Genomic DNA, 23,751 nt, shown 5'->3' on the forward strand with positions numbered 1-23,751 from the left:
CACCGGCCTCGCGGTTCTTCGCGACCGCGACAACATCCTCCCGGAACTCCACCGGGTACTTTCCTGCCATAGAGACATCCTCTCCTGCCCAGCACCAGCGGTGCTAAACATCAGATGTCACCTGTTCCTGCATCAGCCCCGCATTCCAATTTCGGCAAGCTTGGTCATCGAAGCATGTCTCAGTACGTCCTCCGCCAGCTGGTGAGCCAGAACTAGCCACCGGCTGTCAGCTCACGTAGGGACCCCGGCGCTGCCGGGGTCCCTACGCGTTCACCGGTTCTTCAGCTCGGCAACTTCCTCTTTCAGCTCCTCCACCTGCTGCTGCAGCTGCAGGACTTTCCGGACCCCGGGGAGGGTCACGCCCTCATCGGTCAGGGCGACGACCTCTCTGAGCTGCTCGACCTCCTGCTGCGAATAGCGGCGCTGGCCCCCATCGGAGCGCTCAGGGGACACGATCTGCTGCTCATCCAACCGTCGCAGGGCCGCCGGCTGGACTCCCAGAAGGTCGGCAACCTGCCCTATGGTGTAGAAGGGCGCAGTGCGGTCCTCAACCAGTGCGTCCCTGTTTGTTCGGCGCTGCGGAGCGTCTTTCTCAGTCATCTCAGCCTCACAGTGTAGCGGGCTGGGCAGCCTGCACCCCTTCGGGAAGGTCGAGGAACTCCACACCGCGCTGGTCGGCGAGCACGGTGAAGCTGCCGGACTCACCGAGAGGAATCTCGGTGATGCGCACAGTGCCGAAGAGCGCAGGAGGCGCCTGGGCGCTGACCCGGCCCCGGCGCACATCCACCTCCAAGCCCAAGGAGAGGCGCAGCATCTCGAACGGCACTGCCGCCGCCCAGGCCTGGGGTGAGCAGGAGGTGGGGTAGGGAACCGGCACCGGCATGTCCGAACGCTGAAAGCCGCAGAAGAGCTCCGGCAGCCGTCCGCCGAAAGCCTCCAAGGCGTCGGTGAGTCCGCTGAGGACCGCCGCAGCGGCGTCGTGGAATCCATACTGCTTCATCCCTGCAGCAGCCAGCACTGTGTCATGGGGCCAGACGGAGCCGTTGTGGTAGCTGACCGGATTGAACGCGGATGAGCGGGCCGAGCGGGTTCGGATGCCGAAGCCGCTGAAGAGGTCCTCGCCCACCAGCTGATCGACGACGGCGGGCGCCTGCTGCTGGTCGATCAGTCCTGTCCACAGACAGTGGCCGATATTGGAGCTCACCGCGTCCACCTGCTGCTTGTTCCCGTCCAGCGCAATTGCGTAGAAGCCGCGACGGGGCATCCAGAAGGCCTCGTGAAAGCGCTGCTTGAGCTCTGCGGCTCGCTGGCGCCAGCGTGCGGCGTCGTCTGCGCGGCCCCAGAACTCCTCCAACTCCGCCACGGCCAGATAGGCGGCATAGCTGTAGCCCTGGACCTCAGCCAAGGCGATCGGTGGCTGGGCGGGCACACCGCCTTCGCTGATCATGGAGTCATGGCTGTCCTTCCAGCCCTGGTTCAGCAGCCCCCGGTCCGAGCTTCGCTGATACTCGATGAAGCCATCACCGTCGCGGTCGCCGAATCGAACCAGCCACTCAGCTGCCGCGCGCACGGCAGGCTGCAGGCGCAGCAGCACCTCGGCGGGCGCTCCCCAGCGCATAGCACGGGCGGCGAGCATGAGGAACAGCGGTGTGGAGTCGATGGATCCGTAATAGACGCTCTGCCCACCCAGGGCCAGGGAGAGGTCCGCTCCGCGCCGCACCTCATGGAGGATCTTGCCCGGCTCCTCCTCGGTCATCGGATCCGCCTCTGCGCCCTGGAGCCTGGCGAGCATCGTCAGGGTGCCCAGCACCAGCTCGGGTGCAAAGGGCAGCAGCATCCAGGAGGTCAGCAGGGAGTCCCGGCCGAAGAGAGCCATGAACCAGGGCGCACCTGCTGCCACCGCCTCGTCGTCTGGATGCTCCGGATCTCTGATCCGCAGCGCCCCCAAGTCCTGTTCGCTGATGCTCAGCGCCTGCGCCACCACCGTGTTCTCTACGCTGATACGCGGCGTGGCCTCCCGCCAGCTGTGCATCCGGCGAGCCGGCTGCGTTGCTTCGACAGCCTGGCCTGCGGGGAATACGGCATCCATCTCCTGGCCGCTTGCCGAAGGGTGAACACTCACCGTGGTGCTCCAGGACCCGAGGGGCGGCACCACCGCCCGGTGGGTCAGGGTGTAGGGGGACGCCACGGCTCCGGGCGCAGTGATCCGCACGCCGCGCCGTTCAGTCCCGCGGTGAGAGACGAACAGCAGATCACTGCCGGCCTGGCTGTGGGTGACCGACCCGGACGGCAGCCCCCGCTGCTCCTTGACCTGGAACAGATCAGCAAAATCTGCGCCCACTGTCAGAGTGAGGTCGATCCCCGCTGCCTCTGAGGCATAGTTGCGCACCGTGATGTCTTCGCGCATGCCCTGCCCGACCAGGCGCCGGCGCTCCACAATCAGGGTGGGTTCTGCCCGGCCCTGGCGGGCGGGTGCGCGGGAGATGAAGCGCTGCTCGAACGGCTCACCGGGTATGACGGTCAGCGGCTCCAGCAGCTCGCCGTCCAGACGCAGCTCCCATTGCGAGATCACCCGGGTGTCACGCACAAAGAGACCCTCGGCGCGTCCGGGGCGGATCTCTCCGCTGGTGGTGCAGACGCAGAAGGTCGAGCCCTCCACCAGCGTGACCTGGTGCTGCGGCAGTGCCACCTGAGGCAGGCCTGAGGGACGCACCTCATCGGTGTGCGCTGGGGGAGACTCAGCGGTCATCGGCAGGATTCTCCTTTCGAGTCGCTTGCATACCAACAGCATATTCGTTACAACTACAGTTGCAACTTCCATCTCAGTGAAGTTGCAGGTAATGCGATCTCCCGTCCTGACCCTTCATGGAGGCGTTCCACGCGATGTCCATTGCTGCCGAGATCCCGGAGAACACTGTCGGCATCGAGGAGTCCACACTCCCGCTGCGCATCGGAATGGTCGCCCCGCCCTGGTTTCAGCTGCCGCCGAGCGGATACGGCGGCACTGAAGCTGTGGTGGCGGCGCTGGTGGACCAGCTGGTGCTGCGCGGGCACGAGGTGACGCTGATCTCCTCCGGACCCAACGGCACCCGCGCCCAGCGTCACATCCGAGTCTTCGAGCACCCACCCAGCGAGCTGCTGGGGTCCAGCGCCCTGCCGGAGGCGATCAGCGCGACGGTGACGGCTCAGAGCCTGGACGCGGTCGGCTGCGACATCGTCCACGATCATTCGCTGGCGGGCCCACTGCTGGCACGTGGCCGACGGGTTCCCACTGTGACCACCATGCACGGGCCGGTCGCCGGCCTCAACGGTGAGTACTTCCGCCGGCTGGGCACCGCTGTGGACGTTGTAGCCATCTCCGACGCTCAGAGGCGTCTGGCGCCGGATCTGAACTGGATCGGCACTGTGCACAATGCAGTCGACGTCGCCAGCTTTCCCTTCCGGCAGGACAAGCAGGACTTCCTGCTCTGGCTGGGGCGCTTCAGTCCGGATAAGGGAGCACACCTGGCGATTGAGGCAGCACGGGCCGCCGGGCGACGCATCGTCCTGGCCGGAAAGCTCAGCGAGAGCCTGGAGAAGGACTATTTCGCCGCGGAGGTGGAGCCGCTGCTGGGAACGGATGCCGAATATGTGGGGGAGGCCGATGCCGTGCTGAAGCGTGAGCTGTTCTCTCAAGCATCGGCGTTCCTCTTCCCGATTCAGTGGGAGGAGCCCTTCGGCATGGTGATGGCCGAAGCCATGGCCTGCGGCACCCCGGTGGTGGCCACCTGCCGCGGCAGCGTGCCGGAGGTGGTCGCCGACGGCATCAGCGGCATCATCGTCGACCGGTTGGAGGATCTCCCGGCTGCGGTGGAGAAGGCGGAGGCCCTCGACCCCCGGCGGGTCCGCTCCTGGGCCGAGCAGCAGTTCGACCTGCCGGTGATGGCCGAACGCTACGAGCGGATCTACCGAACCCTGGTGGAAGGCACCCAGAATATTCAGGACCTCGCCTCGCAGTCCCTCTGACGTGCCGCCGGCGGCTGGGTAGACTGGTCAGATGAGCATTCTGCAGACGGTCCGCACACCGCAGGACCTCTCCAAGCTCACCGGAGAGCAGTTGGAGCGGCTCGCCGGGGAGATCCGCGAGTTCCTGATCAGCAACGTCTCAGCCACCGGCGGCCACCTGGGCCCGAATCTGGGAGTCGTGGAGCTGACCATGGCGGTCCACCGGATCTTCGACTCCCCGCGGGACTCCATCATCTTCGACACCGGCCACCAGTCCTATGTCCACAAGCTGCTGACCGGACGCCAAGACTTCTCCACGCTGCGGCAGGCCGGCGGGCTCTCCGGCTACCCGGACCGCTCCGAGTCGGTCCACGACATTGTCGAGTCCTCCCACGCCTCCAGCTCATTGGCCTGGGCCGACGGCATCTCCCGAGCCCGGAAGCTCAACGGCGAAGGCGACCGGTACGTAGTTCCCATCATCGGCGACGGAGCCCTGACCGGCGGGATGGCCTGGGAGGCGCTGAACAACATCGCCGCCGATAAGGACCGGCGAGTGGTCATTGTGGTCAATGACAATGGCCGCAGCTACGCGCCCACGGTGGGAGGCATCGCCGATCAGCTCTCCAAACTGCGCCGCGGCGTGCTGGACAAGGTCCGCACCCACCCGGTCTACGAGACCGTGATGGACGGCACCAAGCAGCGGCTGCAGCGTGGGGGAGCGGTCAGCCAGATGGTCTACCGCAGTCTGCATGCTGCCAAGAAGGGCGCCAAGGACTTCTGGGCGCCCCAGGGGCTCTTCGAGGACCTGGGCATGAAGTACATCGGCCCCGTCGACGGACACGACCAGCAGGCCCTGGAGGAGGCGCTGGCCGATGCCCGCAGCTACGGCGGTCCGGTGATCGTTCATGCGATCACCGAAAAGGGCCGCGGCTACGCCCCTGCCCGCGCCGATGAGGCTGACCAGTTCCACGCAGTCGGCGTCATCGACCCGGAGACCGGTGAAGCCGTCAGCCGCGGCTCCGCGCGCTCCTGGACCTCAGTGTTCGAAGAGGAGATCGCCGCCATCGCCGATGAGCGCGACGACATCGTGGCCCTCACCGGCGCCATGCTCATCCCCGTGGGGCTGCGCACGATGGCGGCCCGGCACCCGCAGCGGGTGGTCGACGTCGGGATAGCCGAGCAGCATGCGGTCGCCTCCGCGGCGGGACTGGCCTACGCGGGCATGCACCCAGTGGTGGCGGTCTACGCCACTTTCCTCAACCGCGCCTTCGACCAGGTGCTCATGGATGTGGCGCTGCACCGCGCCGGGGTGACCTTTGTGCTGGACAGGGCCGGGGTGACCGGACCCGATGGGCCCAGCCACCACGGTATGTGGGACCTTTCGCTGCTGCAGATGGTGCCGGGAATGCAGATCGCCGCACCCCGGGACTCCACGCGGCTGCGCGAGGAGCTGCGTGAGGCCGTCGCCGTCGAGGACGCGCCCACGGTGGTGCGGTTCTCCAAGGGGTCGGTCAATGATGAGATAGATGCTCTGCAGCGGCTGGCCGATGGCACTGACCTGCTGGCGACCAGCACCGAAGCCGACGACGACGGCTCCTGGTCCAATGACGTGCTGATCGTCTCGGTCGGCACGATGGGGGAACTCTCCCTGGAGCTGGCCCGCCGGCTGGAGGACCAGGGCATCACCTCCACAGTGGTGGATCCGCGGTGGGTGCTGCCGGTGCCCGACTCAGTGGTCTCGCTGGCGGCGCGTCACCGGATTGTGGTCTGCATCGAGGACGGTGTGCGCGCCGGCGGGGTGGGCTCCCGCATCCGGCAGACCATGCGCGAGGCAGGCGTGGACACGGCGCTGAACGAAGTGGGACTGCCGGTGGAGTTTCTGGGCCACGGATCGCGCAACGACGTGCTGCAGCGCGTCGGGCTCACCGCCGCGCAGATCGCCCAGGACACCGTCGCCCAGGTGCTGGGCACCAAAGTGCCCTTCGCCCGGCGGCTGCCGGGAGAGGATGTGCCCACCGGCGAGATTCCGGCTTTCCGCAGCGGCCGCGGCTGAGCAGCGCTCAGAGCTCCGCGCGCACCATACCGCCCTCCACGCGTGAGGTCACCGTCTCCAGGCCCTGCTGGGCCGGGCCGGCGATCAGTTCGCCGTCGAGCTCGAACTGGGAGTCGTGGCACGGGCAGACGTACCGCTGGGAGTCCACCTCCACAGCGCATCCCTGATGCGGACACACTGCCGAGAGCACCTGCACCTCGTCCTCGGCGGAGCGGTGGACCAGCAGCTCCCTGTCCCCGGCGGAGACCTTCACCGCAGAGCCGGAGGGAACCTCGTCCAGCCGAATCAGATCCGTCCAGCCCGAAGGCTCCTCCTCACCGCCGCAGGCGGTCAGCGCCAGTGCTGAGGCGCCCAGACATCCGTAGCCGAGAAACTCGCGGCGGCAGCAGGTGGAAGCCATGCCCCCCATGCTACCGCCGCGCAGCTGCCGGGTTCATTCAGCCGTGGAACCTGCGTCCGGTCACCCGGGTGCTGACTCCCAGCTGGTCCAGATAGGGCGTGATGCCTCCGCGGTGGAAGGGCCAGCCGGCCCCCAGGATCAGGCACAGGTCGATGTCCTTCACCGAGGCGACGACCTGCTCCTGCAGCATCAGATCGATCTCCTCGGCCAGTGCTTCGGTGACGGTGGCGAAGACCTCCTCGGCGGTCTTCGGACTGCTGCCGATCTGCATCAGCGCCCGCGTGGAGTCCTTGATGTATGTCCGTCCGTCCTCATCGGTGCTGCGGATCTCGGTGACTCCGTGGTCGATGAGCGCCTGCAGGTTCTTCGAGACGTGGAAGCGGTCCCCGAAGCTGGAGTGCAGCGATTCGGTGACGTGCTGAGCCACCGGGATGCCAACCATGGCCAACAGGTCGAAGGGACTCATCGGCAGCGCCAGCGGCTTCAGCGCCTCATCGATGGTGTCCGGGTCCGTGCCCTCGTCGAAGGCCTTCTGCACCTCCGCCATCATCCGCAGCAGGATGCGATTGACCACGAATGCGGTGGAGTCCTTGGTCAGCACCGGTGTCTTGCGCAGCTTCGCGGCCAGGTCGAAGGCGGTGGCGATCGGCTCGTCGGCGGTCTTCGGAGTCCGGGCGATCTCCACCAGCGGCATCACCGGCACCGGGTTGAAGAAGTGGAATCCGATCACACGTTCGGGGTGCTTCAGATCAGCGGCCATCTCCGTCACCGACAGGGAGGAGGTATTGGTGGCCAGGATGGTCCCCGGGTCCACGATCTCCTCCAGCTCGGCGAAGACCTGCTTCTTCACCCCGATCTCCTCGAAGACCGCCTCGATCACCAAGTCGGCATCGGCGTAGACGGACTTGTCGGTGGATCCGGTGACCAGCCCGGCAAGAGCCTGGGCCTGCTCCGCAGAGATCCGGCCCTTCTCGGCCTGCTTGGTCGCCTGCTGGCGGATCCACTCCAGTGCCTTGTCCACCCGCTCGGAGTCCAGATCAGTGAGCACGACGGGCACCTGCAGATGCTGGGCGAAGACCATGGCGAGCTGGGAGGCCATGAGCCCGGCACCGACCACACCCACCGTGCGGATCTCTGCCGGGGCCGCCGCCGGCACCCCGGCAGGCTTCTTCGCCCGCTTCTGCACCAGCTCCATGAACGCGTAGACGACGTTGCGGAACTCGTCAGAGATCAGCAGGTCTCCCAGGGCCCGGACCTCTTCGGCCCGGTCCTCCTCCCGGCTGCGGTGGGGGACCTGCTCGAAGAGCTCAAGGGCCCGCAGCGGGGCCGGCGCGGTGTCCCCGGTCTTTGCGGCAATGGTCTTCTTCGCCCGCTGAGCAGCCCGCTGCCACGCGGCGTCGCTGGTATCGACCTCCCGCCGAGCTGCGATCTTCTGTGCCGTCTCGCCACCGCGCAGCACCTCGGCGGCGAAGGCCAGAGAATCGGCTTCAAAGGTCTCGTCGGTGAACAGGGCGTCGGCGATGCCGAGCTCATAGGCCTGCTTGGCCTTCAGCGAGCGGTTGTTGTTCAGCGGATTGGTGAAGATCACCTCAGCCGCGGCCTCGGGACCGATCAGCCGCGGAAGCCGGTAGATGCCTCCCCAACCGGGCACCAGGCCCAGGAAGGTCTCCGGCAGGCCGACGGCTCGGACCTGATCAGAGATGGTCCGGTAGTCGGCCGGCAGCGCGATCTCCAGGCCGCCGCCCAGGGCTGCTCCGGAGATGAAGGCAAAGGTCGGGGCGGGGAAGTCATCCAGCAGGTTGTAGACCTCATGCCCCAGTTCGGCCATGCCTGCGGCGCGTTCGGGGCTGCCCAGCTGGCGGGCGGAGACGATGTCGGCACCGGCAGCAAATTTTCCGGGGGTGCCGGTGACTGCCAGGCCCACAATCTCTCCGGCCTCGGCTCGGGAGTACTGGGAGGCCACAGCCTCTCCGAACTCCATCAGAGATGCCGGTCCCAGGGTATTGGGCCGCTTGCCGGCACCGTTGTCCAGCCGGATGACCGCCAAGGTTCCTGCACCCTCGGGGAGCTGGATGTCCTCCAGCCGGCTGTGGGTGACAGTCTCACCTTCGAACTGGTGAGGCAGATCGGCGTAGCGGGACAGATTGTGCGGCATAGTCAGACTCCTGGGGTGGTGACGTACGTGCGTGGCAGATCACATCCTACCGACGAGTAATACGCCCCGCCACAGCATCTCTCATGCGGGACTGCCGAACCGGCTCGGCTCAGAGATTCTCCATCGGCTCCGGCTCCAGCAGCGCCACCGCAATAATGGCTGCGGTCTGCTCGATCTGCCATTCCCTGGCTCCGCACCGGCGCAGACCCTCAGTGACCGTGTTCAGGTCCACCGGCTCAGGCGCTTCCCAGCAGAGCTGCTTCAGCACGGCGGGGGCCAGCAGGGTGTCCGGCATAATGCGCAGCTGCTCCGCCCGCCGGCCCAGGCGCAGTTTGGCTGTGCGGTACTGCCGGTAGGCCAGCGGATTGCGGTCCTTCCAGGTCCGCGGGGGAGGGGGGCTGCCGCTGGGCCGCTGCCTGACGGGGAGGTCTTCAGTGGCGACGCCGGCCTGGACCGCCCGCAGCCACCGGGGGGCCTCTCGCTTCGCCGCCCGTCCGTGGAACCCCGGCACGGAGAGCAGCTGCGGTACGGTGCGCGGCATGACCTCGGCGGCGGCCACCAGGGCTGAGTCGGGCAGCAGACGTCCGGGGGCGACGTCCTTCTTCTCCGCCAGGGACTCCCGGGCGTTCCAGAGCTCACGCAGCACTGCCAGGCTGCGGACGGACTTCAGCTTGTTGATGCCGCTGGTCTTCCGCCACCGCTCGCTGCGCGGCACCGCGGCAGGACGGGCCGTGCGCAGGTGCTCGAACTCCTCGGCGGCCCAATCTGCCTTGCCCTGGGCGACGAGCAGCTCCTGCAGCTTCTCACGCAGCCCCAGGAGCAGCTCCACATCCAGGGCGGCGTAGCGCAGCCATTCGGCCGGCAGCGGCCGGCGGGACCAGTCGGCCGCGGAGTGCTCCTTGGCCAGCCGCAGGCCCAGCAGGTGCTCGACGACGGCGCCGAGGCCCACCCGTGGCAGACCGGCCATCCGCGCGGCCACCTCCGTGTCGAAGAGGCTGGGGGGATGCATACCCAGCTCCGCCAGGCACGGCAGGTCCTGCCCGGCGGCGTGCAGCACCCACTCGGCGTCGTCCAGCGCCTCCTGCGCCGGCAGCAGCGTGTCGAAGGGCTCGGGGTCGATCAGCCAGATCCCTGAGCCCTCGCGTTTGAGCTGGACCAGGAAGGCGCGCTGCCCGTACCGGAACCCCGAGGCACGTTCGGCGTCCACTGCCACCGGCCCGCTTCCTGCGGCCAGGGCGTCTGCGGCGCGCAGCAGCCCCCGCTCAGTCTCAATGACCGCGGGGACGCCGTCGTCGGGTTCGGTGAGCAGCGGCAGCGTGTCGGGGTCGGGCGGGGGAGTGAGGGTCACTAGCTTCTCCGAATATGAGGAAGAGCGACGACGCCGTCAGGCACCGGGGGCAGCCCGGCGAAGGAGCAGGCCATATCCGCCCAGGCCTCCAGGTGGGTGCCGAAGGAGGTGTCCGCCGGTGTCCACGAGGCGCGCAGCTCCACGTCATTGCTGGCCTGGCGGTTCTGCAGCGATCCGAAGGACTCCGAGAGGATGCGCGTAGCAGTGCCGCCGGCATGCGAGTATGCCACCCCGTGAGCCTCCAGGGCCTCGCACAGCCAGGTCCAGGCCACTGAGGCCAGCAGCGGGTCATTGCCCATCTCAGGCTCCAGCTCCGCCCGGATATAGATCACCACCCGGAAGTCCCCGCCCCAGCTCTGCTGGCCGGCGGGGTCGTGCAGCAGAATCATCCGCCCGGTGGCCAGGATCTCCTCCTCATTGGCAGTCGGCCGCAGGCGGGCTACCGGATGGGCGGAGGAGACCTTCGCCTCGGGCGAGGCGATCTCGGCTCGCAGTGCGACGGCGAAGGGAGCCAGTCTCCGGGGAGCGGGCACTTCAGCCACTACCGCCTCCTGCCGGGGCTGCGCCCGCCGCAGCTGGGTCAGGGCAGCGCGGAATGATTCGGGCACATCCTCAATGCCGGGGGTGCGGATCTGCGGTCCCCGGCCTGCGGCCGCCTGCGATGTGTGCGCGGCTGGGTCGCCCAACGGGCCGAATACGCTCACGTCCTCCAGCCTAGGGAGCCGCCTGTGCTGGGCCGGTCAGGCGCGCCGCGCTGGCCTTGACTGCTCGCCTACTCTCCTGCGGCGACGGCCAGCAGCGCGTCAATGTCCTCTTGCCGGGTCTGCCAGGAGCACATCAGACGCAGCACCGGATTGCCGCTGGGTGCGGTCCCCCACACATGAGCCAGGTAGCGCGCCTGGATGCGGGATGCGATCTCAGCTGACACCTCCGGGAAGACGGCGTTGACCGGGGTGGCTCCGGAGAGCCGCACTCCCTGAAGAGCGCTGAGCCGGGCTGCCAGCTCAGCGGCGCACCGGTTGGCGTGCTCCGCGTTGCGGCGCCACAGATCAGTGCTGAACAGCTCCAGCAGCTGGGCGGAGATGTAGCGCTGCTTGCTGGCCAGCTGCATGGAGAACTTGCGGATGTAGTCGGTGCCGCGCACCCGGTCGGGATTGATGACCACCACCGCCTCGGCAGCCAGCGCCCCGTTCTTGGTTCCGCCCAAGGAGACGATGTCCGCGCCTGCGCCGGCGGTCGCCTCGCCCAGACTCACCCCCAGGGCCGCGGCCGCATTGGAGAGCCGGGCACCGTCCACGTGCAGGCTCATGCCGTGGGCATGGGCCGCCTCGGCCAGGGCAGAGAGCTCATCCAGGCTGTAGAGCGTGCCCACCTCGGTGGACTGGGTCACCGAGACGGCCAGCGGCTGGGCTGCGTGGACGAAGCCGAGCGCACCGACCTCCGCGCCGATGTCCTGCGGGGTGAGCTTGCCTTCGGCGCCGGGGCGGGGCAGCAGCTTCACTGCGCCCAGCCGCTCCGGGGCGGCTCCCTCGTCATTGTTCACATGCGCCCCCTGGGCGCAGATCGCCGCGCCCCAGCGGGGCAGCAGCGCCTGCAGGGCCACCACATTGGCTCCGGTGCCGTTGAAGACCGGGTAGATCTCCGCTTGCGGTCCGAACTCGCGCTGGGCCCACTGCTGCAGCCGCGCTGTGGCGTCGTCGGCACCGTAGGGCAGGGCGGGGCCGTGGTTGACGGTGGTCAGCGCCTGGAGGATCTCCGGGCAGACTCCGGCCGTATTGTCTGAGGCGAAGGAGGGATCCAGGCTGGTCTCGGCGGTGCTGCGCTGCTTGCCCATCAGCCGTCCTGCTCCGCGCTGCCGGCGGGCTGGAAGGTCATCGAGACCGAATTGATGCAGTAGCGCAGATCGGTGGGCGTATTGAACCCCTCGCCCTCGAAGACGTGGCCCAGGTGCGAATCGCAGGAGCCGCAGCGAACCTCGATCCGCTGCATTCCCATGGATGTGTCCTTCAGATAGGTCACGTTCGATCCTTCAGCCGGCTGGTAGAAGCTCGGCCAGCCGCAGCGGGAGTCGAATTTGGTCTCGGAGTCGAACAGTTCGGCTCCGCAGGCCCGGCAGAAATAGGTGCCCGGCTCCTTATTGTCCCAGTACTCCCCGGTGTACGGGCGTTCGGTGCCGCCCTCGCGCAGCACGTGGTATTCCAAGTCGGTGAGTCTGTTGCGGAACGGATCGTCGCTCATACCTCCATCCTACGTCCGAGGCGTAAGGTGGATCGTGACGGTGCGAGCATTCTGGGAGGTCTATGAACCGGGATCTGCGAGGCGGACTGAAACGGGCCGCCGCCGGTGCTGAGTGGGCCCGACTGCGCGGTGAGCGGCAGGCTAAGGCGCTGCTGCGGGCTGCCGGCCGGGAGCCGGAGCCCACGCCCTGGGTGCGGGCGGTCACCCTGGGAGCAGGCACCGGACTGGCCGCCGGGATGACGCTGACCGCGGTGGCTTCGGCGATCGCCGGGTACTTCGCCCGGGTGGTGGTCACCCCGGTGAAGGAGCGGGTGGAGGACCTGGAGATCCTGGCGGTGGTGCATGGGCCCGACGGCGACGAGGTGATTCTGCCGGCCACCGATGAGACTGTGGTCGACGGCGTCTACGGACTCTACTTCCACGGCGGCAAGTCGTTTGCGCGGATCGGGAGCATCACCAGCTTCACGCCCCGGGACGGCACGCTGGCCCGCAGGGTGGAGGCGGTCCACGGCGGAGACCTGCGCACCGCAGTGCGCGGCTGGTGGTCCTCGGTTCCGTATCTGACGCCGCAGGAGGCCGGATACGAATACGACGACGTCATCCTGGACCTGCCCGGCGGCCCGGCCCCGGCCTGGTACGTGCCGGCCTCCGACCCGCAGGCTCCACTGGCCGGCCGCGGCATCTGGGCGATCATGGTCCACGGCCGCGGCGGGCTGCGCACTGAGGGCATCAAGGCGCTTCCGGCTGCCGCGGAGCTGGGCATCGATTCGCTGCTGATCTCCTACCGCAATGACGGTGAGGCCCCCGCCGCCCCGGACGGCAAGTACGGGCTGGGCGTGACCGAATGGGAGGACGTCGAGGCCGCCATCCGCTACGCCCTGGAGCACGGAGCCCGGGAGGTGGTGCTCTTCGGATGGTCCATGGGTGGCGCCATCTGCCTGCAGGTCGCCGATCGGTCTCCGCTGGCCATCCATATCGCAGGTCAGGTGCTCACCGGCCCGGTGATCGACTGGATCGACGTGCTGGCCTATCAGGCCAGGGCGCTGAAGATCCCCGATCCGATCGGCCGGCTGACTCGGTGGTTCATCTCCAACCGGGCAGGTCGCAGGGTCACCGGCCTGGCCTCACCGGTGGACCTGAAGGTGCTGAACTGGATCGACCGTGCCGATCAGCTGCACGTGCGCACCCTGATCCTGCACAGCATCGACGACGACGTCGTCCCCTACGGTCCCAGCCGGGAGCTGGCCCAGCGGAACTCACTGGTCCATTTTGTGCCCTTCAACCGCGCCAAGCACGTCAAAGAGTGGAACTATGATCCGCGGCGGTGGGAGCGCAGCGTGATCCGCTGGGTGCAGGACCTGTTCGACCGCCCTCAGCCGGGCCAGCGTCCTGAGGGATCAGACCTGGCCTCAGACCGGGATTAGACAGCGATGTGCTCGCGCACATTGCGTTTGATGCGCCCGAGCATCGCACTCATACCGCGCAGCCGCAGCGGGGTGATGGCCTGGGCCAGCCCGAGCCGCTGGTGCAGGTCATCGGGCACGGCCAGGATCTGCTCATAGGTCAGCCCGGAGAGCCCCTGCTGCAGGATCGAGGCGAAGCCCCGGGTGGTCGGCGCTTCGGCCGGCGCGGCGAAGATCAGCTCGGCGGTGGAGGCGTCGTCGTCGTACTCCACGGCCAGAAACAGCGGCGTCTGGCACTCCACCACCTGCTCCATCTGCTCGGTGTAGTCGCCTCCGTAGGCTTCGGGCAGCTCGGGCAGCTCCCGGGAGAGCTCCAGCAGCAGCTCCAGACGTTCACGGTCGCCGACGGCGTGGAATTCCTCGACGATCTCCGCCAGGGGCTGCGGCAAATCAGCGGTAGGGGTCATAGTCTCCAGGGTAGTCCTCGCGGCGGGGGCGCGTCTCGGCCGCAGGCTGTGGCCGGCTCAGGATGCTTCGCCGGGCTCCTCGCCCACGGCGATGGGCAGCCTCACGGCATTGCCCCATTCGGTCCACGAGCCGTCGTAGTTGCGCACATTCTGATAGCCCAGCAGGTGCTTGAGCACGAACCAGGTGTGTGAGGAGCGCTCACCGATCCGGCAGTAGGCGATCACCTCATCGGCCTCTCCGATGCCGGCCCGGCGGGTGTAGATCTCCTCCAGCTCCTCGCGGGACTTGAAGGTGCCGTCCTCATTGGCCGCCATCGCCCAGGGAACATTCGCGGCCGTGGGGATATGACCTCCGCGCAGCGCCCCCTCGCCCTCGAAGCCGGCCGCCACTGTGACCTCCCCGGTGTACTCCGGGGCTGAGCGCACATCCACCAGGGGTTTGCCCAGATGCTCCAGAACGTCCTCCCGGAAGGCGCGGAAGGTCCGGTCATCGCGGGCCGCGGGCACCGGATAGTCGCTCGGCGTCGGCTGGGGGACCTGGGTGGTCAGCTCCCGCCCCTCGGCGATCCAAGCGGCCCGGCCGCCGTCGAGCAGGCGCAGGTCCTGGTGCCCGAAGAGGGTGAAGACCCACAGCGCATAGGCGGCCCACCAGTTGGAGCGGTCCCCGTAGAAGATCACCGTGGAATCCGGGGAGATGCCCTTGGAGGAGGCGAAGGCGGCGAATGCTTTCTCATCCAGGAAGTCCCGGGTCACCGGGTCATTGAGGTCGGTGTGCCAGTCGATCTTCACCGCCCCGGGGATATGGCCGGTGTCGTAGAGCAGCACGTCCTCATTGGACTCCACCACGACCACATTCGGGTCATCCAGGTGCTCGGCGAGCCATTCGGTGCTCACCAGCGCCTGCGGGTTGGCGTACTGGGTCAGGTCCTTCTCAGCCATGGCCTCTCACCTTTCCTCTGATGCCGGCTTACCTTCAGCCTAGTACCCGAGTCCGGCCGCCGGGCACCGGCAGTCACACGACGTCACAGCCAGCACGCGGCCCCGGATGAGAGCCGACGGATGCGGGGTCCGGGCCCTTCAGTACAGTGGAGGCATGACCTCCACCGCTGAGCACAGCCCCGCAGCGCCGCTTGCCGAGCGCCGCCCCCAGGTCACCGTCGATGACCTGCTGGCCGGACTTCAGCCCTCCTTCCGCTTCGCGGACGTCTCCTTCGACTCCTACATTCCGGATCCGGCCCATCCCTCCCAGGCCGAGGCGGTCGAGGCGCTCCGCGGCTTCTCCGAGACCGTGGGCGCCTCCACCTCCTCGGGGCTGCTGGGCAGACTGTTCGGCCGGCGTCCTGCCAGCACTGCACCTGCGGGCATCTATCTGGACGGCGGCTTCGGGGTGGGCAAGACCCACCTGCTGGCCTCGCTCTACCACGCCGCCGGCAGCAGGGGGGTGCCGGAGACCAAGCGGGCCTTCGGCACCTTCGTGGAGTACACGAATCTGGTGGGTGCGCTGTCCTTCCGCAGGACGGTGGAGGTCCTGAGCGGCTATGAGCTGGTGTGCATTGACGAGTTCGAGCTCGACGACGCCGGCGACACCACTCTGATGTCGCGGCTGCTGCGGGAGCTGGCCGATGCGGGGGTGAAGCTGGCCGCCACGTCGAATACGCTGCCCGGCTCGCTGGGGGAGGGGCGGTTCGCCGCCGCCGACTTCAAGCGCGAGATCCAGGTGCTGGCCGATCAGTTCCGGGTCATCCGGGTCGACGGCGAAGACTACCGGCACCGTGGACTGCCTGAGGCCCCGCCCCCGCTGCAGACCGGGGAGCTGGAGCGCTTCGCTGAGGAGCACTTCGCCGATCAGCAGATCGTCGTCGACGATTTCTCCGCCCTGTGCGAGCATCTTTCCGAGGTTCACCCCTCCCGGTACCGCCAGCTCATCTCCGGGGTGGAGGTGCTGGTGCTCAAAGACGTGGAGACCATCACCGCGCAGTCGCTGGCTCTGCGGTTCGTGGTGCTCGCGGACCGGCTCTATGACCAGGATGTCCGCCTCATCGCCTCCGGCGTGCCCTTCGACCAGCTGTTCACCGAGGAGATGATGAGCGGTGGCTACATGAAGAAGTACCACCGGGCGGTGTCCCGTCTGACAGCCTTGGCGCGTGCCGGGCAGATGGGTGAGCAGGCCCTGTAGGCTGGAGTATCCCCCGTTCACCGTCCGTTCACGGTGCGGTGGTGGTATGGACGGGCGATTCGGCCAGAGGAAAGGGGTGTACTGCCTATGGTGAAGCAGCAGGCGTGGGAGGGACTGGAGTCCGAGCCCCGGCAGAACCTTCGCGAGTTCATCGACCAGCTGCGCGCCGGCGGGTACACCGTCCGTGACGGGCACACTCCGGATCCTGATCTGATCGACCCGCAGGGCAATGCGGTGGAGACCTGGCAAGAGAACTATCCGTACGAGACTCGGCTGGACCGGGACCTCTACGAGATTGAGAAGTACCACCTGCAGGTGGAGCTGCTGAAGTTCCAGTACTGGGCCGAGGATTACGGGCTCAAGCACGTGATCGTCTTCGAGGGCCGCGACGCCGCAGGCAAGGGCGGCACCATCAAGCGGTTCACCGAGCATCTGAATCCGCGCACCGCCCGGGTGGTGGCGCTGTCGAAGCCCAGCGACCGTGAGCAGGGGCAGTGGTACTTCCAGCGCTACATCTACCACATGCCCACCGCCGGAGAGATGGTCCTGTTCGACCGATCCTGGTACAACCGGGCCGGGGTGGAGCGCGTCATGGGGTTCTGCTCCGACGACGACTATGAGACGTTCATGAAGCAGGCCCCGGTCTTCGAGCAGATGCTCATCGACGCGGGCATCCATCTGACCAAGTTCTGGTTCTCCGTCACCCGCAAGGAGCAGCGGACCCGCTTCGCCATTCGGCAGATCGACCCGGTGCGGCAGTGGAAGCTCTCCCCGATGGACCTTGAGTCCCTGGACCGCTGGGAGGCCTATACCGAGGCCAAGGAGGAGATGTTCCGGCGCACCGACACCGACCACGCTCCTTGGATCACGATCAAGTCCAATGACAAGAAGCGCGCCCGGCTCAATGCGATGCGCTATTTCCTCTCCCAGTTCGAGTATGAGGGAAAGGATCATGAGATCGTCGGGGAGCCCGACCCCCTGCTGGTGCGGCGCGGCCGCAACGCCGTCGGCGACTGACCGGCGTCGCGAACGGGTAGGATCGGGGAGGCACTGACCGCGTGAAGGACTGATCGCTGCAGGGAGACGCATTCTATGGCCGCTGATATTGGAGTGACCGGACTGGCTGTGATGGGCGCCAACCTCGCCCGAAACCTGGCTCGCAACGGCTATACGGTGGCCCTGCACAACCGGACGGCGGCGAAGACGGATGCGCTGATCAACTCCTACTCCTCTGAGGGGGAGTTTGTGCGCACCGAAAGCCTGGCTGAGCTGGTGGGCGCCCTGCAGCGTCCGCGGCGGGTGCTGATCATGGTCAAGGCTGGTGCCCCGGTGGATGCGGTGATTGATGAGCTGGTGCCGCTGCTGGATGAGGGCGATATTGTCATCGATGCCGGCAACTCGTTCTTTGAGGAGACCCGGCGCCGGGAGGAGACCCTGCGCGGACACGGCCTGCATTTTGTGGGTGTGGGGGTCTCCGGCGGTGAGGAGGGTGCTCTGCACGGGCCCTCGATCATGCCCGGTGGCTCGCGTGAGTCCTATGAGACCTTGGGCCCGATGCTGGAGAAGATCGCTGCTGACTATCACGGCGAACCCTGCTGCGCCTGGGTGGGTACCGATGGTGCCGGCCACTACGTGAAGATGGTGCACAACGGCATCGAGTACGCCGATATGCAGGTCATCGGTGAGGCCTATGACCTGATGCGGCAGCTGGCCGGGCTGGAGCCGGCTGAGCAGGCGGCGGTATTCCGGGAGTGGAACACCACCGACCTGGCCTCGTATCTGATTGAGATCACCTCTGAGGTGCTCGAGCAGGAGGATGAGCTCACCGGCCGGCCGCTGGTGGATGTGATCGTCGACGCTGCCGGGCAGAAGGGCACCGGACGGTGGACGGCGATCTCCGGTCTGGAGGTCGGCTCCCCGGTGACTACGATCGCTGAGTCTGTCTTTGCCCGTTCGATCTCTTCGCAGCAGCAGCTGCGCCGGATCACCCGGGATGCTTTTGCCGCCGGGGTGGGAAGCCCGGTACCGGCCGATGAGCTCTACGGATCCGGAGAGGCCCGGCAGAGCTTTGTGGAGGATATCCGCAAAGCGCTCTACGCCTCGAAGCTGGTCTCCTACGCCCAGGGCTTCGATATGCTCACCGCCGCCGGCGCCGAGTACGGCTGGGACCTGGATATGCGCACTATCGCCTCCCTGTGGCGGGCCGGGTGCATCATCCGGGCTGATCTGCTCGACACCATCATGAAGGCCTACCAGCACGCTGATGAGCGGCCGGCGAACCTGCTGCTGGCCCCGGAGTTCACCGAGGCCATCAACGAATGCCTGCCGGCCTGGCGCCGAGTGGTCGCCGCAGCAGCCACCTACGGGGTGCCGGCCCCGGTGTTCTCCTCCTCACTGGCATACTACGACTCGCTGCGCGCCGAGCGGCTGCCAGCCTCGCTGACCCAGGGACTGCGCGACTACTTCGGCGCCCACACCTACCAGCGGGTCGACAAGCCCGGCACCTTCCACATCCGCTGGTCAGAGGACCGGACCGAAGCCGAGGTGTAGCGCAGTTCAGATGAACAGCGCCGGGTCCAGGGCGTAGGCCGCCGGGTCCACCAGCGGCTTATGCTCCTCCTCGCGGCGCTTGCGATCCTTGGCCGGGACCCCGATCAGCACCGAGTGCGCAGGCGCGGATTTGACCACCACAGCATTGGCGCCGACCGCTGAGTGCTCGCCGATCTCCACCGGGCCGAGCACTTTGGCTCCAGCACCGACCACCACGCCGTCGCGCAGCGTGGGATGCCGCTTGGTCTGCTCCAGGGAGGTTCCGCCGAGGGTCACCCCCTGGTAGAGCATGCAGTCATCGCCGATCTCGGTGGTCTCTCCGATCACCACTCCCATCCCGTGATCGATGAAGAAGCGGCGGCCGATGGTCGCCCCGGGATGGATCTCGATGCCGGTGAGGCTCCGCGCCACCTGGGAGAGCACCCGGGCGGGAGTCTTCAGGGGCGTGATCTGCCACATCTTATGGGCCACCCGGTGGGCCCAGATGGCGTGCAGCCCGGAGTAGGCCAGCACGATCTCGGCATTGCTGCGCGCAGCAGGGTCATGCTCGCGCGCTGCGGTGATGTCCTCGCGCAATCGGGACAGAAAGCCCACGGCAGTGTTCCTTTCGCAGTAGAACGGGAGCCGGCGCCTCCGGCGGGAGGGCCTAGCCGCGGATGTCTTCGTAGAGCAGGGTGGAGATGTAGCGCTCACCGAAGTCGGCGGCCAGGGTGACGATCAGCTTGTCACGCATCTCCTCGCGGGAGGCGACTTCCAGGGCGGCCGCCACCATGGCGCCGGTGGAGATTCCTCCCAGGATGCCTTCCTTGGTGCCCAGTTCGCGGGCGGTGGTGATGGAGCGCTCCAGGTTGGCGGTGACCACCTCGTTGTAGATGTCGGTGTCCAGCACCTCCGGCACAAAGTTGGGGCCGATGCCCTGGATCTTGTGCGGGCCGGCCTGGCCGCCGGAGAGAATCGGTGAGTCCTCCGGCTCGACTGCGACGATGTGCAGATCCGGCTTGTGCTCGCGCAGCCGGCGTCCGGCGCCGGTGATGGTGCCGCCAGTGCCGATGCCGGAGACCAGCACGTCCACCGCGCCGTCGGTGTCCCGCCAGATCTCTTCACCGGTGGTGTTGTAGTGGATGGTGGGGTTGGCCTCATTGGCGAACTGGCGGGCCCAGATCGCGTTCTCGGTCTCCTCCACGATCGCCTTGGCCCGCTCCACCGCGCCGCGCATGCCGTCGGCGCCGGGGGTGAGCACAATCTCTGCGCCGTAGGCGCGCAGCATCACCCGGCGCTCTGTGGACATGGTCTCCGGCATGGTCAGCACCACGCGGTAGCCGCGTGCGGCCCCCACCATCGCCAGGGCGATGCCGGTGTTGCCGGATGTGCCCTCCACAATGGTGCCTCCGGGCTTGAGAACTCCGGCCTGCTCGGCGGCATCGATGATCGCAGTGCCTATCCGGTCCTTCACGGAGGAGGCCGGGGAGTAGAACTCGAGCTTGACCGCCACGTTTCCGGGGAGGTCGGCGTCCAGCGAGTTCAGCCGGACCAGGGGAGTGTTGCCTACCGCCTCGGTGATGTTGTTCAGCATGCCCATGGTGGTGTGACCTTTCGACGCGTGTGCTTGTTCAGTTGTGCTTCGCCTGGACTCAGCCTACCGAGGAGAGCATCTCCGGCCGCATCCAATGTGACCAATGCTTACGCAGCAGAGCGACCTTCGGCTCGATGATGAAATGGCAGTAGCCGACGTCGGGCCGGCGCTGGTGGAAGTTCTGGTGCTCCGCCTCGGCCTCGTAAACCTCGCCCAGCGGTTCCAGGGTGGTGACGATGGGCCGGTCGAAGTGCTGCTGTGCGGCGGCGATCGCCGCAGCGAACTCCTCACGCTCCTCCTGGTCCCGGTAGAACATGGCCGAGCGGTACTGTGGGCCGACGTCGCAGCCCTGGCGGTTCAGCGAAGTGGGGTCGTGCACGGAGAAGAAGACCTCGTAGAGCACCTGGGCCGGCAGCTGGTCGGGGTCGAAGCGGATCTCCACAGCCTCGGCGTGATCGGTGCCGCCGCTGCAGACCGCCTCATAGTGGGCGGTCTCGGCCGAGCCGCCGGTGTAGACGCTGCGCACTGCCTGGACCCCGCGCAGCCGGCGAGCCACCGAGTCCAGACACCAGAAGCAGCCGGCTGCCAGTACCACTGTCCGATCACTCATACCGATGCCAACTGAGCCGGTGAGCGGTTCATTCCTGGCCCTGCGGCGTGCGGGGCGATAGGTTCAACTGGAGATGTTCCCGACCGAAAGCGAGCTCACAGTGACCGTCACCCCCACACTGCAGCAGGTGCTCGACGTCGTCGACGAACTGTGGCCTGCCTCCCTGGCCGAGGACTGGGACGCAGTGGGCCTGGTGGCCGGACGCCGTGAGGCGGAGGTCCGCAGGATCCATTTCGCCGTGGACCCGGTCGCCGCGGTGGTGGAGGAGGCCTGCCAGGCGCGGGCCGATCTGCTGATCACCCATCACCCGCTGCTGCTGCGCGGTGTCCACTCAGTGGAGGCTGGCACGTTCAAGGGCGAGGTGATCCACCGACTGATCGAGTCCGGCTGCGCGCTGCTGACCGCGCACACCAATGGTGACTCAGCGGTCGGGGGAGTCAATGATGTGCTCGCCGAGATCCTGGGACTGCAGGATGCTCAGCCGCTGCAGCCGGCAGCCGACGGCCTGGCCGAAGAGGGTCTGGGGCGGATCGGCACGCTGCCGCAGAGCACCACGCTGGGGGACTTCGCCGCCACGGTGTTTGAGATTCTTCCCGCGGTGGCCGGTGGTGTGCGAGTGGCCGGTGACCGTGATGCCATCATTCAACGGGTCGCGTTGTGCGGCGGGGCTGGGGACTCTCTGCTGGCCGCGGTGCGGGCCAGCGACGCCGATGTGTACCTCACCGCTGACCTGCGGCACCACCCTGCCTCTGAGGCGCGCGAGGCCGTGGGCGGGGACCGGCCCTATCTGATCGATGTCTCTCACTTCGCCAGCGAATGGCTGTGGCTGCCGGCGGCGGCCCAGACCCTGGACCGCCGTCTTGCCGATGCCGGCTTCGACGTGGAGATCGCGGTCTCCGGCATCAATACAGACCCGTGGGACTTCGTCCTCACACCCGGGCGCTGAGCGGGGTAGGGTTTCCCCCTGTGACTGATCTGATCGTAGAGGCCGACGGCGGCAGCCGCGGCAACCCTGGTATCGCTGGTGCTGGAGCGCTGGTGCGCAATGAGCAGGGCCAGGTCCTGGCCGCCGTCGCCGTCCCACTGGGCAAAGCCAGCAACAATGTCGCCGAGTACAGCGGCCTGATTGCCGGGCTGCGACTGGCCCGTGAGATTGATTCCCAGGCGATGGTGGAGGTCCGCATGGACTCCAAGCTTGTGGTGGAGCAGATGAGCGGCCGGTGGAAGATCAAACATGCCGATATGAAGCGGCTCGCCGACGAGGCCAGCCGCATCCTGCCGCCGATGCAGGTCCGCTACACCTGGGTCCCGCGGGCGGAGAATCTCGACGCCGACCGGCTGAGCAATGAGGCCATGGACGCCTCCGCCGCCGGCACCGAATGGGATCCGACTGCAAGCCGGATCCAGCCTATTCCGAACTGATCAGGTCCAGCTGGTGCCCGCGGCGCCCGGTGGCCGGGCGGACCTCCACCTCCCAGCGGGCTGAGGCGATCTCGGCGACCTCGTCCACGTTGGTCGGCCGTCTTCTGCTGCGCAGCAGCATTCCGGCCAGTTCGCCCCGGGCATGCTTGGCGAAGTGGGTGACCACCTTCCGCTGACCATTGCGCACCGTGAAGCTGTTGACCGCCAGGGTCTGTTCTGCCGGCGGTGAGTAGGCGGCCGCATAGGTGGCGGACCGACAGTCGATGACCAGCTGATCGGCTGCCTGGCGGCCCATCGGCTCAGCGAGGGCCTGTTTCCACCAGGTGCTCAGCCGGCCGATCCCCGGCAGCGAGACACCCATGGAAAGCCGGTAGGCCGGAATCTGGTCGGCGAATCCCACCGCGCCGAAGAGCCCGGAGAAGATCCGCACGCTCTCTGCGGCGCGGCGGTGTTGGGCGGCTGTGAGCGTCTCCGGCTTCAGGGCCTCGAACAGCACGCCGGTGTAGATCTGCCAGGCCGGGGCAGCCGGTGCCTGGTCCAGCTCGGTATTGCGGCGGACCTCCGGGATCACTCTGGCGCCCACCTTCAGAACCTCTTGGGCCTCGTCGCCGGCGCTGACCTCGCTCAGGGCGGTGAGCACCTGCCTGCGCTGCGGCGCCAGCTCAGGCATGGCCAGCGAGTTCAGGTCCAGACGCGCGTCCCGTTTCTCGGCCGGCGGGGTCTTACCTTCGGAAGGAGGCAGCAGAATAAGCACCGCAATACCCTAGCAATCCGACGCCGGCCCCGATTCCGTGGGGCCGAACCGGCACCGGCGTCCCGAACAGGCACCGACACCGCCGGCCAGGAACACTGTGAGCACCACAGGTGTTGGGCCCCCTGCAGGTCCCTTGAGGACTGCCGCTGCATGTCATACGCGAAAGGAGGCTGCGCACACATGGCCGCACGCATAGGATTCGGCAGCGCGCCGCTGGGCAATATGTTCCGCGATATCAGTGAGGACGAGGCCCGTTCGACCGTCGCAGCCGCCTGGAACGCCGGCATCCGGTACTTCGACACCGCGCCGTTCTACGGAGCGGCTCTGGCAGAGCTGCGTCTGGGGAGGTGCTCTCCCGATACGACCGCGATGAGTACCGCCTGGGCGCCAAAGTCGGCCGTGTGATCTCTGAGGAGCACGAGCCGAAGGAGGGTCCCTTCGCCGATGGGCGGCAGAAGAAGATCATCACCGACTACAGCACGGACTCCGTCAAGCGCTCGATCGAGCAGAGCCTGCAGCGGCTGCAGACCGACCGCCTGGACTACGTGTTCGTCCACGACGTCTCCCGGGACTTCCACGGCGACGACTGGATCGCTTGCCTTTGAGCAGGTCCGCACG

22 protein-coding genes and 1 pseudogene are annotated in these 23,751 nt (G+C 67.4%); 9 read left to right on the forward strand and 14 right to left on the reverse strand.

All coding sequences use genetic code 11. From position 1 onward, the window contains the following. Positions 1-270 precede the first annotated feature (270 nt). Together Q1K09_RS08540 and Q1K09_RS08545 are read right to left on the reverse strand one after the other, a co-directional pair. Complete coding sequence (locus Q1K09_RS08540) at positions 271-600, reverse strand: MerR family transcriptional regulator (protein WP_300344709.1); 330 nt, start codon at positions 598-600, stop codon at positions 271-273. A 7-nt stretch (positions 601-607) separates the two neighbouring features. Continuing rightward, complete coding sequence (locus Q1K09_RS08545; protein WP_300344711.1) at positions 608-2,749, reverse strand: glycogen debranching N-terminal domain-containing protein; 2,142 nt, start codon at positions 2,747-2,749, stop codon at positions 608-610. Positions 2,750-2,883: 134 nt separating this feature from the next. Here Q1K09_RS08545 and Q1K09_RS08550 point away from each other — a divergent pair, with 134 nt between their 5' ends. Continuing rightward, on the forward strand, positions 2,884-4,005 hold the full coding sequence (locus Q1K09_RS08550; RefSeq protein ID WP_300344714.1) for a glycosyltransferase family 4 protein: 1,122 nt from the start codon (positions 2,884-2,886) through the stop codon (positions 4,003-4,005). A 31-nt stretch (positions 4,006-4,036) separates the two neighbouring features. Continuing rightward, positions 4,037-6,037 (forward strand): 1-deoxy-D-xylulose-5-phosphate synthase, encoded by a 2,001-nt coding sequence (dxs, locus tag Q1K09_RS08555; protein ID WP_300344716.1) that lies wholly within the window; start codon positions 4,037-4,039, stop codon positions 6,035-6,037. A 7-nt stretch (positions 6,038-6,044) separates the two neighbouring features. Here dxs and Q1K09_RS08560 read toward each other — a convergent pair whose 3' ends face one another. From Q1K09_RS08560 to msrB, 6 genes are all read right to left on the reverse strand, one after another. Beyond that, a complete protein-coding gene (locus tag Q1K09_RS08560; RefSeq protein WP_300344718.1) occupies positions 6,045-6,437 on the reverse strand; it encodes a Rieske (2Fe-2S) protein in 393 nt (130 codons plus the stop codon). 37 nt (positions 6,438-6,474) lie between these two features. Then, positions 6,475-8,592 carry a 3-hydroxyacyl-CoA dehydrogenase NAD-binding domain-containing protein gene (locus Q1K09_RS08565; protein WP_300344721.1) on the reverse strand — a complete coding sequence of 706 codons (2,118 nt, stop codon included), beginning with the start codon at positions 8,590-8,592 and terminating at the stop codon, positions 6,475-6,477. 109 nt (positions 8,593-8,701) lie between these two features. Beyond that, entirely contained in the window at positions 8,702-9,940 is a 1,239-nt protein-coding gene (locus Q1K09_RS08570) for an HRDC domain-containing protein (protein WP_300344723.1), read from the reverse strand. After that, a complete protein-coding gene (locus tag Q1K09_RS08575) occupies positions 9,940-10,644 on the reverse strand; it encodes a DUF3000 domain-containing protein (RefSeq protein ID WP_366909229.1) in 705 nt (234 codons plus the stop codon). Before Q1K09_RS08575 ends, Q1K09_RS08570 begins: the two co-directional genes overlap by 1 nt. Before the next feature lie 68 nt (positions 10,645-10,712). Further along, positions 10,713-11,774, reverse strand: a complete 1,062-nt coding sequence (locus Q1K09_RS08580) for a beta-eliminating lyase-related protein (protein WP_300344726.1) — start codon at positions 11,772-11,774, stop codon at positions 10,713-10,715. Beyond that, on the reverse strand, positions 11,774-12,178 hold the full coding sequence (gene msrB / locus Q1K09_RS08585; protein ID WP_300344729.1) for a peptide-methionine (R)-S-oxide reductase MsrB: 405 nt from the start codon (positions 12,176-12,178) through the stop codon (positions 11,774-11,776). Before msrB ends, Q1K09_RS08580 begins: the two co-directional genes overlap by 1 nt. 62 nt (positions 12,179-12,240) lie before the next feature. Here msrB and Q1K09_RS08590 point away from each other — a divergent pair, with 62 nt between their 5' ends. Beyond that, complete coding sequence (locus Q1K09_RS08590) at positions 12,241-13,602, forward strand: alpha/beta fold hydrolase (RefSeq protein WP_300344731.1); 1,362 nt, start codon at positions 12,241-12,243, stop codon at positions 13,600-13,602. On the opposite strand, the gene Q1K09_RS08595 is transcribed toward Q1K09_RS08590, so the two are convergent. Together Q1K09_RS08595 and Q1K09_RS08600 are read right to left on the reverse strand one after the other, a co-directional pair. Next, a complete protein-coding gene (locus tag Q1K09_RS08595; RefSeq protein ID WP_300344733.1) occupies positions 13,599-14,048 on the reverse strand; it encodes a SufE family protein in 450 nt (149 codons plus the stop codon). The two genes, Q1K09_RS08590 and Q1K09_RS08595, sit on opposite strands and share 4 nt — an antisense overlap. Positions 14,049-14,105: 57 nt before the next feature. Then, positions 14,106-14,987: a sulfurtransferase gene (locus Q1K09_RS08600; protein WP_300344736.1), complete on the reverse strand. Its 882-nt coding sequence runs from the start codon at positions 14,985-14,987 to the stop codon at positions 14,106-14,108. A 154-nt stretch (positions 14,988-15,141) separates the two neighbouring features. On the opposite strand from Q1K09_RS08600, the gene zapE reads away from it, so the two are divergent. From zapE to gndA, 3 genes are all read left to right on the forward strand, one after another. Next, complete coding sequence (gene zapE / locus Q1K09_RS08605) at positions 15,142-16,224, forward strand: cell division protein ZapE (RefSeq protein WP_300344739.1); 1,083 nt, start codon at positions 15,142-15,144, stop codon at positions 16,222-16,224. Positions 16,225-16,311: 87 nt separating this feature from the next. Further along, positions 16,312-17,241: a polyphosphate kinase 2 gene (ppk2, locus tag Q1K09_RS08610; RefSeq protein WP_300344741.1), complete on the forward strand. Its 930-nt coding sequence runs from the start codon at positions 16,312-16,314 to the stop codon at positions 17,239-17,241. A gap of 75 nt (positions 17,242-17,316) precedes the next feature. After that, positions 17,317-18,774 (forward strand): NADP-dependent phosphogluconate dehydrogenase, encoded by a 1,458-nt coding sequence (gndA, locus tag Q1K09_RS08615; protein WP_300344743.1) that lies wholly within the window; start codon positions 17,317-17,319, stop codon positions 18,772-18,774. Between the two features lie 6 nt (positions 18,775-18,780). Here gndA and epsC read toward each other — a convergent pair whose 3' ends face one another. Genes epsC through msrA form a run of 3 tightly spaced genes read right to left on the reverse strand, consistent with a single transcriptional unit; the run spans position 18,781 to position 20,957 of the window. Then, a complete protein-coding gene (gene epsC / locus Q1K09_RS08620; RefSeq protein WP_300344744.1) occupies positions 18,781-19,368 on the reverse strand; it encodes a serine O-acetyltransferase EpsC in 588 nt (195 codons plus the stop codon). Positions 19,369-19,420: 52 nt separating this feature from the next. Then, on the reverse strand, positions 19,421-20,353 hold the full coding sequence (gene cysK / locus Q1K09_RS08625; RefSeq protein ID WP_300344747.1) for a cysteine synthase A: 933 nt from the start codon (positions 20,351-20,353) through the stop codon (positions 19,421-19,423). 52 nt (positions 20,354-20,405) lie between these two features. Continuing rightward, positions 20,406-20,957, reverse strand: a complete 552-nt coding sequence (gene msrA / locus Q1K09_RS08630; RefSeq protein ID WP_300344749.1) for a peptide-methionine (S)-S-oxide reductase MsrA — start codon at positions 20,955-20,957, stop codon at positions 20,406-20,408. 73 nt (positions 20,958-21,030) lie between these two features. Between msrA and Q1K09_RS08635 the strand changes: the two genes are divergently transcribed. Next, the gene (locus Q1K09_RS08635; RefSeq protein ID WP_300344750.1) at positions 21,031-21,903 is read left to right on the forward strand and encodes a Nif3-like dinuclear metal center hexameric protein; all 873 of its coding nucleotides are present in this window, start codon (positions 21,031-21,033) and stop codon (positions 21,901-21,903) included. Between the two features lie 20 nt (positions 21,904-21,923). Continuing rightward, positions 21,924-22,379: a reverse transcriptase-like protein gene (locus tag Q1K09_RS08640; protein ID WP_366909234.1), complete on the forward strand. Its 456-nt coding sequence runs from the start codon at positions 21,924-21,926 to the stop codon at positions 22,377-22,379. Here the strand turns inward: Q1K09_RS08640 and Q1K09_RS08645 are convergent. Then, positions 22,366-23,133, reverse strand: a complete 768-nt coding sequence (locus Q1K09_RS08645; RefSeq protein WP_300344753.1) for a peroxide stress protein YaaA — start codon at positions 23,131-23,133, stop codon at positions 22,366-22,368. The two genes, Q1K09_RS08640 and Q1K09_RS08645, sit on opposite strands and share 14 nt — an antisense overlap. Positions 23,134-23,355: 222 nt before the next feature. Here Q1K09_RS08645 and Q1K09_RS08650 point away from each other — a divergent pair. Further along, positions 23,356-23,738 (forward strand): annotated as a pseudogene (locus tag Q1K09_RS08650) (aldo/keto reductase). The last annotated feature ends 13 nt before the right edge of the window (positions 23,739-23,751 follow it).

This window comes from Nesterenkonia sp. (genome assembly GCF_029265375.1).
GTDB lineage: Bacteria > Actinomycetota > Actinomycetes > Actinomycetales > Micrococcaceae > Nesterenkonia.

What these genes read in the sequence shown, in the direction of transcription:
- msrA (WP_300344749.1), bottom strand. Translation starts at nt 20,957, where the DNA reads ATGAGTGATCGGACAGTGGTACTGGCAGCCGGCTGCTTCTGGTGTCTG.
- zapE (WP_300344739.1), top strand. Translation starts at nt 15,142, where the DNA reads ATGACCTCCACCGCTGAGCACAGCCCCGCAGCGCCGCTTGCCGAGCGC.
- gndA (WP_300344743.1), top strand. Translation starts at nt 17,317, where the DNA reads ATGGCCGCTGATATTGGAGTGACCGGACTGGCTGTGATGGGCGCCAAC.
- Q1K09_RS08595 (WP_300344733.1), bottom strand. Translation starts at nt 14,048, where the DNA reads ATGACCCCTACCGCTGATTTGCCGCAGCCCCTGGCGGAGATCGTCGAG.
- Q1K09_RS08580 (WP_300344726.1), bottom strand. Translation starts at nt 11,774, where the DNA reads ATGGGCAAGCAGCGCAGCACCGCCGAGACCAGCCTGGATCCCTCCTTC.
- Q1K09_RS08540 (WP_300344709.1), bottom strand. Translation starts at nt 600, where the DNA reads ATGACTGAGAAAGACGCTCCGCAGCGCCGAACAAACAGGGACGCACTG.
- msrB (WP_300344729.1), bottom strand. Translation starts at nt 12,178, where the DNA reads ATGAGCGACGATCCGTTCCGCAACAGACTCACCGACTTGGAATACCAC.
- Q1K09_RS08545 (WP_300344711.1), bottom strand. Translation starts at nt 2,749, where the DNA reads ATGACCGCTGAGTCTCCCCCAGCGCACACCGATGAGGTGCGTCCCTCA.
- Q1K09_RS08560 (WP_300344718.1), bottom strand. Translation starts at nt 6,437, where the DNA reads ATGGCTTCCACCTGCTGCCGCCGCGAGTTTCTCGGCTACGGATGTCTG.
- ppk2 (WP_300344741.1), top strand. Translation starts at nt 16,312, where the DNA reads ATGGTGAAGCAGCAGGCGTGGGAGGGACTGGAGTCCGAGCCCCGGCAG.
- cysK (WP_300344747.1), bottom strand. Translation starts at nt 20,353, where the DNA reads ATGGGCATGCTGAACAACATCACCGAGGCGGTAGGCAACACTCCCCTG.
- Q1K09_RS08590 (WP_300344731.1), top strand. Translation starts at nt 12,241, where the DNA reads ATGAACCGGGATCTGCGAGGCGGACTGAAACGGGCCGCCGCCGGTGCT.
- dxs (WP_300344716.1), top strand. Translation starts at nt 4,037, where the DNA reads ATGAGCATTCTGCAGACGGTCCGCACACCGCAGGACCTCTCCAAGCTC.
- Q1K09_RS08550 (WP_300344714.1), top strand. Translation starts at nt 2,884, where the DNA reads ATGTCCATTGCTGCCGAGATCCCGGAGAACACTGTCGGCATCGAGGAG.
- Q1K09_RS08635 (WP_300344750.1), top strand. Translation starts at nt 21,031, where the DNA reads ATGTTCCCGACCGAAAGCGAGCTCACAGTGACCGTCACCCCCACACTG.
- Q1K09_RS08600 (WP_300344736.1), bottom strand. Translation starts at nt 14,987, where the DNA reads ATGGCTGAGAAGGACCTGACCCAGTACGCCAACCCGCAGGCGCTGGTG.
- Q1K09_RS08565 (WP_300344721.1), bottom strand. Translation starts at nt 8,592, where the DNA reads ATGCCGCACAATCTGTCCCGCTACGCCGATCTGCCTCACCAGTTCGAA.